A 12,723-nucleotide genomic window follows, 5' to 3' on the forward strand; every position below is an offset into this window, starting at 1 on the left:
CATTTTTACTCCTTGACGGCGCCGGCCGTAATCCCCGAAATAATCCGGCGTTGAAAGATCAAAACCATGATCACCAGAGGAATCGTCACGATGACGGAGGCGGCGGAAATTTCCCCCCAAGGGATCGTGTATCGGCCTTGGAACAGGGCGATTCCCACCGGTACCGTCTTCATTGTCTCCTCGGTGTTGATGGTCAGGGCGAAGAAAAACTCGTTCCAGGCGGCGATGAAGACGAGGATCGCCGTGGTGAAGGTGCCGGGCACCGCCAGGGGGAAGATCACCTTCCAGAAGGTCTGCATCACCGTCGCCCCGTCCACCTTGGCCGCTTCTTCGAGATCGTAGGGAATTTGCCGGTAAAAGGCGGTCAAGTTCCACACAGCCAAAGGCAGGGCAAAGGTGGTATATGGAATCACCAGCCCCAAATAGGAGTTGGTGAGATTGACCGATTTCATGAACAGGTAAATGGGGGCAATGGTGGCGATCTGCGGGAACATCGACACCATCAGAAACAGCCCGAGTACCAGGGTTTTCCCGCGGAAATGCAGTCGGGCGATCGCATAGGCGGCGATGGCCGCCACAAACACGCAGTAGACGGTGGTCAGGGACGCCACGACAAAGCTGTTCCACAGATAAGAGCCGAAGGGCCGCAGGGTAAAGACCCGCACATAGTTGTCCAGCGTCGGATTCGACGCAAACAGTTTAAAGGCGCTTTCCCCGAATAATTCGCCGGGGGGCTTCAGGGATGCCAGGAACTGCCACAAGAAGGGAAACAGGATCACGAATACGAAACCGACCAAGAATACATAAAACCCCGGACCTGCTTTTTTCTGCATCCAATCACCCCCTCACCGTCTGCGCCCGTCGCTGATGAGATCGGAACCGAGCAATTTGACGAAGACCAGGCTGATCAAAGCCACGCAGATAAAGACGACCACGGACAGCGCGGAGCCGGCCCCGAAGTTCAGCTGGGCAAACATCGTTTTGTAGGCGAAAATGGAGATTGTTTCCGTCGAGTTGGCAGGTCCTCCGCCGGTCAACACGTAAACCAGGTCGAACACCCGGAAAGCGTCCAGGGTTCTGAAGAGCAGAGCGACCAGGATGGTCGATTTCAGCATCGGCAGAGTAATCTTGAAAAACTGCTGCGTTTTGGAGGCACCATCCACTTCTGCCGCCTCATAGAGGGACTGGGGAATGGTTTGCAGTCCCGCCAAGAGCAAAAGGGCCATGAAGGGCGTCGTTTTCCATACATCGGCGAAGATGACGGCAAACATCGACCAGAACTTGGTGGTCAACAGTGCACCCATGTTGGGAATCAGCCCGATCTCCGCAAAAATCTTGGCCATCACGCCGTTTTGACCGTCAAAAAGAAACTTCCACATCAAAGCGGCGATGACGGTGGGCAAAGCCCAGGGAACCAGCACGGCGGCCCGGACAATCCCCCGTCCCCTGAACTGTTTGTTGATCAGGACGGCGATCCACAAACCCAACGCCAGCTCCAGGAAAACGGAGATGACCGTAAAGATGGTCGTGTTGGCAAGGGCGTTCCACATCCGGGAACTGTTTGCAAACTCCAGGTAATATTTGAAACCGACAAAGTTGGGCTCGATGATCGTTTCCCGCCAGCCGTTCACCAGTCCGAGGAGATCGTTTTGTTTTTGCAATTTGTCCGCGTCGATCGCTTTGATTTCGGTGTGGATCCGTTCCAGCTCCTGGCGGATTTTCAGGGCGAGCTCCTCGTCCACCCGGGCATATTTCAGTTTTTCCGGAACCGGCTGGAAGTTGTTTAACAATTCATTCACTTCATCCAGCCGCTCGGACACCTGGGGATTGCCCTCGACGGCCTTTTTCAGCTCCCCCAAATCGCTCTTCAGGCTCTGGAGCTGACCCTTGACGTCCTCCGGAGCTTGCCGGATTTCGCTGTCCAGGGCGTTCATCAGGTAAGGAACCGTGTCGGCGTAGCGCTCCACGTCGATCCCATAACTGCTCTGGATCTGGAGCTTTGTCGGATCGTTCAACCGGATGTCGTACAGACTCATCCAAAAGGATCGAAGCACCGGCCAAATCGCGATCACGAGGATGACGACGAGTGCCGGCAGCACCAACAGGTATCCGATGTGTTTTTCGGACAGACTTCGCTTTTTCCCCATGAGTTCTTTCACCAACTTTGACTGTCCTTAGGATAAAGGGCGGAGTTGCCGTTTTTCCCGCGGGCATGCGCCTATTGAAGGGGGTGGAAGCCGCCCCCTTCAAAGGGGATGCGGCTTCCTCCCGATGTCGAGGAGAACCTCATTTCACCACTTCTTTCAGCTGCTTCTCCATGTTTTTGACGGCTTCCTTCGCCGACTGCTTCCCGGCCAAGGCTTTGGAAACTTCGACCTGGATGATTTCGGAAATCTTCGGATATTCCGGGGACACCGGACGAGGAATCGCCGCGCTTACCCCTTTGACAAAGTTTTCATCGGCGTAGAGGGGGTTGGCCTTCTGCACTTCCGGATCGTCATAGGTCGGCAGGTATGTCGGAGAATGGCTGTAGAGAGCGGAAATCTTCTGCCCCTCCGGTCCGGAGACGAACTTCACAAATTCCCAAGCCGCTTCTTTGTTTTTGGAATACTTGTTGATACCGATCATCCAACCGCCCAGCGCCGCGGCGGATTCCTTGTCCCCTTTCGGCAGCGGGGCCACTCCCACCTTATCCACGATCTTGGATTCATCCGGGTTTTGGACAATCGCAAACATGTACGGCCAGTTGCGGGCCAGCACCGATTCTCCTTCTTTGTACATCTGGTGCGTTTCCGGCTCCTTGATCGCCAGGATGTTGCCAGGCACCGCGCCGGATTTGACGACCTCGATCATCTTTTCCAGACCCTTAACCGTCTCGGGAGAGTTGATCACCACATTCCCCTTTTCGTCAAGGATCCGGCCGCCGTAGGAACCGGCGAACTCGATGAAGTTACAGACCAAACCTTCGTATTGGGCGGCCTGCATCACGAAGCCGGACTTGGTGCCCTTATCGCCCTTGTGCTTCTTGGCGAGTTCGATCAGCTCATCCCAGGTTTTGGGGGGCTCCTTCACGATATCCTTCCGGTAGTACAGAAGCCCCGCGTCGATAAACTTGGGCATCGCCCACTGTTTTCCGTTGAAGTTCCCGGCTTCCACAGCACCTTGAACATACTGGCTCATGTCGATGTTGTCCCGCTGGATGAAACGGTCCAGATCCTGCACGTATCCGGCCTGGGCGAATTCCGCCGGCCAAATTACATCCAGATCGAACACATCGATTTCCGAAGACTGTGCGGAGAGCATCGTCACGTACTGGTCGTGGCTGACGCCGGTGTCCGTCGGCATCTCCTTGTACTTCACCTTGATGTTCGGGTGTTTCTTTTCAAAGGCTTCCACCAGCTTCTGGGTGGATCCCGTGTCATCCTTGCCCCGGGCGTAGACGATGGTCACCTGTTCGCCTTTTCCTTCATCCGATCCGCTGTCGGAACTGCCGCAGGCGACCGTCGTCAACATCAACGCCAACGCCAAACCAATCGACCCGATTTTTTTCCATAAGTGCATGGCTTTTTCCCCCTTTGCAAACTGGATATTCCGTCTGAAGCGGTCTAGCATCCCTCCCTCGGCCATCACCCCCTTTTCGTATTAATCCAGCTCCACCAGTTCGCCCGTCCGGGACGAGCGATAGATGGCATCCAAAATCCGGTGGATATACACCCCGTGTTCCGGAGTACAGATGGGAGAAGCCGTCCCTTCCATGCTGTCGATGAAATTTTTCAACAGGTGAAGGCGGTCATCCCGGCGGGCCGGCCGAAGCACCGAATCCACCGGCGTGTTTCCCTCCTCGTGAAACAGGGTGATCTTCCGGTCGTGGAGATCGACGGCGGCGCCGCCTTCGCTGCCGAACAGGTTGACGAAGACCCGATCCCGCTCCACGTAGGCGGCCCAGCTGACATCCAGGGTCAGGGTGACTCCCCCTTCAAACCGGATCATCGCCACCGCCAGGTCCTCCACATCGAAGACACCCCGTTCGTCGATCGATCCATAGCCGGACAACCCCTTTTTCCTCGGGCCGAACACCCCGTAGGTCTGGCCGAAGACGGCGAGGGGCTTGGGAAAGCCCATCAGCCACAAGGTGAGGTCCAGCATGTGGACGCCGATGTCGATCAGGGGCCCACCGCCGGCCCTCTCCATCGACGTGAACCAGCTCCCCCAGCCGGGAATACCGTTCCTGCGGATCCAGCCCGTCTTCGCATGGTAGATCTGGCCCAATTTCCCTTTTTCGATCAATTCCTTCAACAGGAGGGTTTCGCTGTGGAATCGGTTGTTTTGGCCGATCATCAGCACCCGGTTCGTCTCTTTGGCAACCTCCGCCATCTTCCGGGCCAGATCCCCGTTGATGGCCATCGGCTTTTCGCAGAGCACATGCTTGCCCGCGCGGAGGGCATCAATCGCCACCGGTGCGTGGAGATCGTTGGGCACGCAGACGATGACGGCATCCACATCCTCCCGCCGGATCAAATCCCCGAAATCTTTGTAGACATGGGGAATCCCGTGCCTTTCCGCCCGTTCCCGCGCCTTCTCGACGGCCACGTCCGAAATGGCGACCACTTCCGCGCGGGGTTCCTTTTCCAACGTGTTCAAATGCAGTTCGGAAATGCCTCCTGCCCCGACAATCCCGAAACGCCACTTTTCCCGCATGATTTCACTCCACTCCATATCCGTCATAGCTCGACGCTTGCGATCCGCTTATCCTCCGCCGACTGCAGGGCGGCCAAAATGACGCTCAGTGACTTCATCCCCTCTTCCCCGGGAATGAGCGGAGGCGTCCCGTTGAGAATGCTCTCCAGGAATGCGTCGATCACTCCGCTCTTCGTCTGCCCGCCTTCCTCATTGGTGGCGATGGGCCCCACCCGGTGTTTTTCCACGTTGCCGTCGGCCCGTTCGACGATCAGCGGATACTCCGGATCGGCTCCGATGCGGATCAACCCCTTTTCACAGTAGAGGACGGTGCTGTTGTCCTCGCCGGGGACGTGGGTCCAGCTGGCCGCCATGGTACCCATCACTCCATTGGAGGTGCGGAGGATGAACACCGCGTTGTCATCCACGTCCGTATTTTCCTTGTGGAGCGTATCGACAAAGGCTCCCACCTCGACGATCTCATCCTTGAGCAGCCAGCGAATCAGGTCCACCTTGTGAATGCCCAGATCCCCCAGGGCCCCGAGAAATGCCCTATCCTTGCGGAAGAACCATCCGCCCTTCCCTTCGACGCTCCAGCTTTCCGGTCCGCCGTGCGCGAAGGCGGTGCGGAAGGTGAGAACGCGCCCCAGCGTGCCGCTCTCCAAAACCTCCCTCGCCTTGACATGGGGGGGCATCAGCCGCTGGTTGTGGGCGATCATCAGAACCACGCCCCGCTCCTTCGCGGCCCGGATCATATTCAGCGCCTCTTCCCGGGATGTGGCCATCGGCTTTTCGCACAGGACATGCTTGCCGGACTCGGCGGCGGCGATGGAAATGGGCGCGTGATACACGTTGGGAGTGCAGACGCTGACAGCGTCGATGTCCTCCCTCCGAAGCAGCTCCCGATAATCCGTGTAGGCCTCTCCCCCGTACCGGTCGGCGAAGGCCGCCGCCCTTTCCTCCACCGCGTCACAAAAGGCTGCCAATTCCACTTGCGGATGAGCGGCAAACTCGGGAATGTGCCGATGCTTGGCGATGCTGCCGCATCCGATCACCGCAACCCTCACTTTTGCCATATCGTCTTTCCTCCTCTGCTGGTTCATATCCTGTTCTGAGGGGGATGCGCCGCCGCGACCGATGAGCGGCACATCCCTTCCGCCCCGCTCTCTTTCACCGCTTCCGGAACTTCCCGAAAATTACACCCACCACATCTCGCCGAGGGATTCTTCGGGAAGAACCCGTTTCAGGTTTTCCACCGCCTTGAGGAATCCCTCTTCGATGGACAACAGGGCGTCCTCGTGCTCGATGCTGACCACATAATCGTAGCCGACCAGGCGCAGCGCGCTCAGAATGTCCGCCCAGGTTTTCAGATCGTGTCCGTACCCCACCGTCCGGAACAACCAGGCGCGCTCCTGCATGTTGGCATAGGATTGCATATCCGTCAGGCCGTACATGTTTACGTTATCCTGATCGATATAGGTGTCCTTGGCGTGGAAATGGTGAATGGCTCCCTCTTTGCCCAAAATTTTGACCGCGGCCACCGGATCGATCCCCTGCCACCACAGATGGCTGGGATCCAGGTTGGCGCCGATCACCTCGCCGACGGCCTCCCGGAGGCGCAGCAGGGTGGCCGGCGTGTGGACGAGAAACCCTCCGTGCAGCTCCAAACCGATTTTCACGTTGTGATCGGCAGCATATTTTCCCCATTCCTTCCAGTAGGGAATCAGCTTCTCTTCCCACTGCCATTTCAAGACTTCCCGATACTCGTTGGGCCAGGGAGCCACCGGCCAGTTGGGGTACTTGGCTCCTTCGTGATCCCCCGGCGTCCCGGAGAAGCAGTTGACCACGGGAACCTCCAATTTTTCAGCCAACTGAACGGTTTTTACAAAAGTTTCGTGGGATTGTTGTGCAAACGCTTTATCAGGCGACAAAGGGTTGCCGTGACAGCTTAATGCGCTGATCTGCAACCCTTTTTGTGCAACCGTTTGCTTAAATTCTTTCAATTTATTTTCATCAGACAACAGTACGTCGGGATTGCAATGAGCATTTCCCGGATAATTCCCGGTCCCCAGCTCCACCGCATCCAGTCCGGCTTCCTTGACGTAATCCAGCATTTCCTCAAAGGGCTTTTGCGCAAACAGAACGGTGAACACACCCAGTTTCATCGATCGCTCCTCCCCCTTTGATCAGGTTTTGGCGTTCGTCGCAAGCGGATGAAGCCGCTTTCCAAAGATCCAACAACAAACTGCAATCCTTTGAACCGGATCCCTCCCAACCGGCATGTAGTGCGGGAAGATGCTTCGCGTGAATCATACGACAGGATTCCGCGAAATGTCAAACTCTTTTTTGTCATGAATCGACGATGATTTTGATGAAAACGCAAATCATTTTGAGAGGGCTGCCCGACGAGAGCGGTTTTGCTTCCGAGCGCCTCTCGAACGCCTCTTTTTTGAAAGGGATTACACATTTTTAGAATATCCCACCCTCCGCGGGGACACAAGACTGAAAAGTTTGTCAAAATCTTCCCTGGGACGTCCCAGCCCACATACCTTTTGCCCTCTTTTCCATTTCCCGCTACAATGGGGGATGATCCCTTCGGGACTTTTCGCATCGGCCATTGCGGCCTTCCATTGCCGCATATTGCCGATGAAACGGAACGGAGGACGAACGAAGCATGAGACTCAGAAGAAACCCCCGCGCCAAAGAGCTGGTCAGCCGCCATCCCCGGGTCGTCGGCGAGCCGGAACGGATCCGGGGAAAGTGGCGCACCTATTTTGGCAATGACAATCCGATTCACGTGGAGCTGGGGACGGGAAAAGGGCGCTTTCTCTCGGTCGTTTGCGGTCTCAAACCGGCCGTCAACTGGATCGGGGTCGAACGGATCGAGGAAGTGCTGTTGACGGCCTTGAAAAAGTCGGACGAAGCGGAATGCGACAACCTCCGCTTCTTGTGGACGGACGTCGCCCGTCTCGCCGAGATCTTCGCCCCGGGTGAAGTGGATCGCCTTTATCTCCACTTCAGCGATCCCTGGCCCAAGCGCCGGCATGCCAAGCGCCGGCTGACCCATCGGCGGTTCCTCGCCCTGTACCGGCAGGTACTCAAGCCCGGCGGCCACCTCCTGCTGAAGACGGACAGCCGGGATTTGTACCAGTTCACGCTGGAGGAGCTGGAAGACTCCCGCTTCCGCGTGCTGGAAAAGAGCGAAGACCTGCACCGAAGTCCCTATGCCGAAGAGAACATCATGACCGAGTACGAAGAAAAATTCGTCTCGGCGGGCCTTCCGATCTACTATGTGTTGGCGGAACCCCTCCCCCTGGATGACGATCCGTCGAAAGGGGATGCCCCGGAAACATCACCGGAGGACTCGAAGGGCTTCCGGCATTCCGCTTCCCCGAAGCTTCTCTGAGGCGCCCTTGACGCAAGGCGTTGACTTTTCCCGCCCGAGCCTTATAATATTGATTTGTATGGCTCAAAGACCCACTCCTAGGGGACTTGAGGATGGCTTTGCAAAGGATAGGTGATGGATCACCCTCACTGGTTCCGCCCCGATGGCAGAGCCGTCGGGTGTCCCGCTTTTCGCCGCCATCCGGAAAGCGCGGGCAAGTTTCAGCGGACCAGCCACCCTGTCATTTGCAATCACGCAAATGATGAAAGGAGTCAAATTTCATGGCACGTTACACTGGACCGCGTTGGAAATTGAGCCGCCGCCTCGGCATCTCCCTTTCCGGTACGGGAAAGGAGCTGAAGCGTCCGTATCCCCCGGGGCAGCACGGTCCCGGACAGCGGCGCAAACTGAGTGAATACGGTCTCCAACTTCAGGAGAAGCAGAAAATCCGCTTCATGTACGGCGTAAGCGAAAAACAGCTCCGCAACCTGTATGTCCGATCCGGCAAGTTGAAGGGTGTCCACGGGGAAAACCTGCTGAAGCTTTTGGAATCCCGCCTGGACAACCTGGTTTACCGCATCGGCTTCGCCCGCACCCGTCCGCAGGCCCGTCAGCTGGTCGTTCACGGCCATATCACCGTGAACGGGAAAAAGGTGGACCGTCCCTCCTACCAGGTAAAACCGGGCGATGTGATCGGGCTTCGGGAAAAGAGCCGGGATCTCGCCATCGTGAAGGAAGCCCTGGAAGATCGGGACTATCTCCCCGACTACCTGACCTACGACGAAAACAAGATGGAGGGTACGTATACCCGCCTGCCGGAACGGGAAGAACTGCCGGCGGAGATCAACGAAACGCTGGTCATCGAGTACTACTCGCGTTAAAATGCGATATGCGGCTTCTGGAAAAGAAATCCGCCGACCCGAACGGGTCGGCGGATTGTTGTTTTCCCGCCCATCAATGTGCCTCCCCCGACTGACGGGCCGAAGGGCCGTCTCCCCCGCGTCGTCCCGATATTTTCGCACCCGGTTCCGGAAAGGAAGCGGAAAGAGGCGGTGAAGATTTCGGAAAGGGCACTCCCTTCCGGACGGACTCGACCCACTCCTCGTAGCGGTCGATGAGAAGCCCTTTGTTTTCCCGGTAAATGCGCTCCAGTTCGAAGACCGGATCCGGGTGGTGATCCACCCGGAAGTCGACGTAGGGAAAATCGGCCAGCGCCACGACCCGAACAGCAGCGGATCGTTTCCCCCGCCGGTCCCCTCCATGCAGATCCCCGGCGATCAGGGCGGCGAGAAGCCGTTCCGCCAAGGGGCCCACGCTTTTCCTGAACGCTTCGGCCATGGCGGAAAGAACGCTCTCCGTCGCCAGACAGTTTCCGACGACGGCAAACTCCTCCCCCGACAGGTGTCCCCTCGCATGATCATTGTCCGCCCCGGTATGGACGGCTACCGTTCCGTTGCGGTCGATGATGGCCAGTTGCCGCAATTCCCGGCCGGGATCCCGAAAGAGAAGCCTTTCCAGTACTTCCCCGCTGCACATTCCCCGCTCCAGCATCTCCATGCCGTGAAGGCCGAAGGAGGGGTTGACCCATCCCTGAATCACCATCGCGCCCACACCGGACCGGACATAGGGAGCGTAGGCGCCCACCCCCGGAAAATGGGAAGCCACCGCGGCACCGAAGCGGCCGGTTTCCCTGCAGCGGGCGATCACGGAAAAGGTGTGGAGGAGCATACGGCATCACCCCGAATCAGGCGACAAGCATCGGTGAAAACCTCCTTCTCGGTTTATGAATATGCCGAATCCTCCGCAGAGGGAAGGGTGCAAAATCAATCTTCTTCCGCCAACCAGCAGGAGACCCGGTGCCCGCCGACGAGCCGAAGGGGCGGCCGGTCGATCCGGCAACGCTCCACTACGTGCGGACAGCGATCGGAAAAGGGACAACCCGGCGGAAGCTCCGAAAGGTCGGGCGGCTGGCCGGGAATCGGGGTCAGGTCTTTTCCTCCCTCCGGCTTGGGAAGAGAAGCCAGCAGGCCCCGGGTGTAGGGATGGCGGGGTGCGGCAAACAGCGATTTGACGGGGGCCTGCTCCACAATCTTTCCGGCGTACATCACCGAGACGGTGTCACAGGTTTCCGCCACCACGCCGAGATCGTGGGTGATCAGGAGGATCGCCGCTCCTGTCTGCTCCCGAAGATCCTTCATCAAATCCAGAATCTGCGCCTGGATGGTGACATCCAGCGCTGTGGTCGGCTCATCGGCGATCAACAATTCCGGTTGGCCGATGAACGCCGCGGCAATGACGCTCCGCTGGCGCATCCCGCCGCTGAACTGATGGGGATATTGCTTCGCCCGCACTTCCGGAGAAGAGATCCCCACCTTTCCCAACATCTCCACCGCCGCAGACCAGGCGGCGGAGCGGCTCATCTTCCGGTGAAGTTCGAGGACTTCGCCCACCTGCCTGCCGACCCGGTGTGACGGATTGAGGGAGGTCATGGGATCCTGCAGAACCATGGAGATTTCATTGCCGCGGATCCGGCACCATTCCTCCTCGCTCTTCTCCAGCAGATTTTCCCCTTTGAATAAAATTTCCCCCTCCACCCGTTCGCCGGCTTTTCGGCCGATAAGGCCCATGATCGCCTGGGCCGTCACGCTCTTTCCGCATCCCGATTCACCGACCAGGGCCATCATTTCCCCTTTCCTCACCCGGAGGTCCACCCCGTCAACGGCCTTCACCGTCCCCCGGCGGGTGTCAAAAGAGCACCGGAGTCCTTTTACCTTCAGAATCGCATCCACCGGCGCATCCCCCTTTTGTGATCGGTGCGTCACAGGCGCTCCCCCCTCAGCCGGGGATCCAGGGCGTCCCGCAGACCGTCTCCCAGCACGTTGAACCCCAACACCGCCAACGTGATGGCCAATCCCGGAAACACGGCGATCCACCACGCGGCTTCCATCCAATCTTTCCCTTCATTCAGCATGATCCCCCAGGACGGGGTATCCGGCTCCACCCCGAGACCGATGAAGCTCAGGGCCGCTTCGGCAAGGATGGCAAAGGCGAGGGAAAGGGTGGTCTGGACGATGATGGGCGCCATCACGTTGGGCAGGATGTGCCGCCGGAGAACAGTCAGCCGGCCGGCGCCGAGAACCCGCGCCGCATCGATGAAGAGGGATCCCTTGATCTCCAACACCGCTCCACGGGTGATCCGGGCGAAGATCGGAGTGTAGACGATACCGATGGCGATCATCACATTGGTCAGGCTGGCTCCGAGAACCGCCATGATCACCAGGGCCAGCAAGATGTCCGGAAAGGAGAACAGGACATCGATCACCCGCGACAGGGCCGCATCCACCCACCGTCCGCTATAACCTGCCAACGCTCCGATCAACACCCCCGCCGTGAGGGCGATGCCGACGGAAATGAATCCCACCTTGAAGGAAATTCGGGCGCCGTGCAGCAACCGGCTCAGCACATCCCGGCCGAAGGAATCGGTGCCCAACGGGTGTTCCGCCGACGGGGGACTCAAAACGGCGCTTTCATCGATCCGATAGGGATCGTACGGGGCGATGAGCGGGGCAAACAGCGCCATCAGCATAAAGAGCAGGATCAGGACCAGTCCGGCCAGAGCCAGCCGGTTTTGGCGCAAGCGCAACCCGATCTCCCGCATGATCTCCCTCCTTTCGACAAATCGCAGCGCTGTCAATACCGGATCCGCGGATGGATCAGGGTGTACAGCAGATCGACCAGCAGATTGATCACCACGAAAGAGACGGCGATAAACAGGATGCTGCCCTGCAGCAGCGCGTAATCGCGGTTGGTGATCGCCTGCAAGACCAGCTGACCCACGCCGGGCAGGGAAAAGATCTGCTCGATCACCACCGAGCCTCCGAGGAGATACCCGACCTGGATGCCGAGAACCGTCACCACCGGGATCAGGGCGTTCCGCAAGGCGTGGCGCCGAACGACGATCCGCTCCGGCGCCCCCTTGATCCGGGCCATCTTGATATATTCCTGATCCAGCACCTCCAGCATCGACGAACGGGTAATGCGCATCACCACCGCCGCCACGGCGGTCCCCAAGGCGATTCCGGGCATGGCCATCGTCTGCAGATTTCCGAGGGGATCCTCCCAGATCGGAACGTACCCTCCGGAGGGAAACCACCCCCATTTGAGCGAAAACAGGAGAATCAGCAGCGTTCCGAGCCAAAACCCCGGTATGGAAATCCCCGAAAGGCCGAAGAGGGTCGCCAGATAATCCACCCAGCGGTTTCGCCGAACCGCCGCCCGAATGCCCAGGGGAATGCCGACGGCCAGGGCGAACAGCACACTGATCGCCGTCAATTCCAGCGTGACCGGAAGGCGCTCGAGGATCGCCGCCAGGACCGGCTGGCCGGTGAAGGTGGAATGGCCGAAATCCCCCCTCATCAGGTTGGAGACCCATAAGGCATACTGTATGTGAACCGGCCGGTCCAACCCGTACTTCTCCCGCAGCATCTGCGCCTGTTCCTCGTTGTACTGGGCACCCAGCATCACCGTGACCGTATCCCCGGGAACCAGGCGGACCAACAGAAAGACGAGAACGGAGATGCCGAACAGCACCGGGACTGACAAGGCCAATCGCTTCAAAAGGTACTTCGCCAACATCATCCCTCCCGGATCCGCGTCGTGCC

General features: G+C 58.5%; 12 protein-coding genes. 2 read left to right on the forward strand and 10 right to left on the reverse strand.

All coding sequences use genetic code 11. The annotated features are described in order from the left end of the window. Positions 1–5: 5 nt before the first annotated feature. The 6 genes from CLV97_RS00795 to CLV97_RS00820 form a co-directional block, all read right to left on the reverse strand. A complete protein-coding gene (locus CLV97_RS00795) occupies positions 6–833 on the reverse strand; it encodes a carbohydrate ABC transporter permease (RefSeq protein ID WP_106343616.1) in 828 nt (275 codons plus the stop codon). Between the two features lie 12 nt (positions 834–845). After that, positions 846–2,147 carry a carbohydrate ABC transporter permease gene (locus CLV97_RS00800; RefSeq protein WP_106343740.1) on the reverse strand — a complete coding sequence of 434 codons (1,302 nt, stop codon included), beginning with the start codon at positions 2,145–2,147 and terminating at the stop codon, positions 846–848. A 139-nt stretch (positions 2,148–2,286) separates the two neighbouring features. Beyond that, complete coding sequence (locus CLV97_RS00805) at positions 2,287–3,561, reverse strand: ABC transporter substrate-binding protein (protein WP_106343741.1); 1,275 nt, start codon at positions 3,559–3,561, stop codon at positions 2,287–2,289. 81 nt (positions 3,562–3,642) lie between these two features. Then, positions 3,643–4,698 (reverse strand): Gfo/Idh/MocA family protein, encoded by a 1,056-nt coding sequence (locus CLV97_RS00810; protein WP_106343742.1) that lies wholly within the window; start codon positions 4,696–4,698, stop codon positions 3,643–3,645. A 23-nt stretch (positions 4,699–4,721) separates the two neighbouring features. Then, on the reverse strand, positions 4,722–5,753 hold the full coding sequence (locus CLV97_RS00815; RefSeq protein ID WP_106343617.1) for a Gfo/Idh/MocA family protein: 1,032 nt from the start codon (positions 5,751–5,753) through the stop codon (positions 4,722–4,724). Between the two features lie 120 nt (positions 5,754–5,873). Further along, positions 5,874–6,842, reverse strand: coding sequence for a sugar phosphate isomerase/epimerase family protein (locus tag CLV97_RS00820; protein ID WP_106343618.1), 969 nt, complete (start codon positions 6,840–6,842; stop codon positions 5,874–5,876). Positions 6,843–7,351: 509 nt separating this feature from the next. Between CLV97_RS00820 and trmB the strand changes: the two genes are divergently transcribed. Both trmB and rpsD read left to right on the forward strand, forming a co-directional pair. Continuing rightward, positions 7,352–8,083, forward strand: coding sequence for a tRNA (guanosine(46)-N7)-methyltransferase TrmB (gene trmB, locus CLV97_RS00825; protein ID WP_106343619.1), 732 nt, complete (start codon positions 7,352–7,354; stop codon positions 8,081–8,083). Positions 8,084–8,343: 260 nt separating this feature from the next. Beyond that, entirely contained in the window at positions 8,344–8,943 is a 600-nt protein-coding gene (rpsD, locus tag CLV97_RS00830; protein ID WP_106343620.1) for a 30S ribosomal protein S4, read from the forward strand. 73 nt (positions 8,944–9,016) lie between these two features. Here rpsD and CLV97_RS00835 read toward each other — a convergent pair whose 3' ends face one another. The 4 genes from CLV97_RS00835 to CLV97_RS00850 all read right to left on the reverse strand — a co-directional run bounded on the left by CLV97_RS00835 (position 9,017) and on the right by CLV97_RS00850 (position 12,697). Beyond that, the gene (locus tag CLV97_RS00835; RefSeq protein ID WP_106343621.1) at positions 9,017–9,790 is read right to left on the reverse strand and encodes a DUF1028 domain-containing protein; all 774 of its coding nucleotides are present in this window, start codon (positions 9,788–9,790) and stop codon (positions 9,017–9,019) included. Positions 9,791–9,885: 95 nt separating this feature from the next. Next, positions 9,886–10,884, reverse strand: a complete 999-nt coding sequence (locus tag CLV97_RS00840) for an ABC transporter ATP-binding protein (RefSeq protein WP_106343622.1) — start codon at positions 10,882–10,884, stop codon at positions 9,886–9,888. Next, positions 10,881–11,720 (reverse strand): ABC transporter permease, encoded by an 840-nt coding sequence (locus CLV97_RS00845; protein ID WP_106343623.1) that lies wholly within the window; start codon positions 11,718–11,720, stop codon positions 10,881–10,883. Before CLV97_RS00845 ends, CLV97_RS00840 begins: the two co-directional genes overlap by 4 nt. 32 nt (positions 11,721–11,752) lie before the next feature. After that, positions 11,753–12,697 (reverse strand): ABC transporter permease, encoded by a 945-nt coding sequence (locus CLV97_RS00850; RefSeq protein ID WP_245891303.1) that lies wholly within the window; start codon positions 12,695–12,697, stop codon positions 11,753–11,755. Positions 12,698–12,723 lie beyond the last annotated feature (26 nt).

Origin of the sequence: Planifilum fimeticola (genome assembly GCF_003001905.1) — a bacterium.
Classification (GTDB): domain Bacteria; phylum Bacillota; class Bacilli; order Thermoactinomycetales; family DSM-44946; genus Planifilum; species Planifilum fimeticola.

Bases quoted from the DNA above. Each gene is read 5' to 3' on its own strand.
- CLV97_RS00795 (WP_106343616.1), bottom strand. From the start codon at position 833: ATGCAGAAAAAAGCAGGTCCGGGGTTTTATGTATTCTTGGTCGGTTTC.
- CLV97_RS00800 (WP_106343740.1), bottom strand. From the start codon at position 2,147: ATGGGGAAAAAGCGAAGTCTGTCCGAAAAACACATCGGATACCTGTTG.
- CLV97_RS00805 (WP_106343741.1), bottom strand. From the start codon at position 3,561: ATGCACTTATGGAAAAAAATCGGGTCGATTGGTTTGGCGTTGGCGTTG.
- CLV97_RS00810 (WP_106343742.1), bottom strand. From the start codon at position 4,698: ATGCGGGAAAAGTGGCGTTTCGGGATTGTCGGGGCAGGAGGCATTTCC.
- CLV97_RS00815 (WP_106343617.1), bottom strand. From the start codon at position 5,753: ATGGCAAAAGTGAGGGTTGCGGTGATCGGATGCGGCAGCATCGCCAAG.
- CLV97_RS00820 (WP_106343618.1), bottom strand. From the start codon at position 6,842: ATGAAACTGGGTGTGTTCACCGTTCTGTTTGCGCAAAAGCCCTTTGAG.
- trmB (WP_106343619.1), top strand. From the start codon at position 7,352: ATGAGACTCAGAAGAAACCCCCGCGCCAAAGAGCTGGTCAGCCGCCAT.
- rpsD (WP_106343620.1), top strand. From the start codon at position 8,344: ATGGCACGTTACACTGGACCGCGTTGGAAATTGAGCCGCCGCCTCGGC.
- CLV97_RS00835 (WP_106343621.1), bottom strand. From the start codon at position 9,790: ATGCTCCTCCACACCTTTTCCGTGATCGCCCGCTGCAGGGAAACCGGC.
- CLV97_RS00845 (WP_106343623.1), bottom strand. From the start codon at position 11,720: ATGCGGGAGATCGGGTTGCGCTTGCGCCAAAACCGGCTGGCTCTGGCC.
- CLV97_RS00850 (WP_245891303.1), bottom strand. From the start codon at position 12,697: ATGTTGGCGAAGTACCTTTTGAAGCGATTGGCCTTGTCAGTCCCGGTG.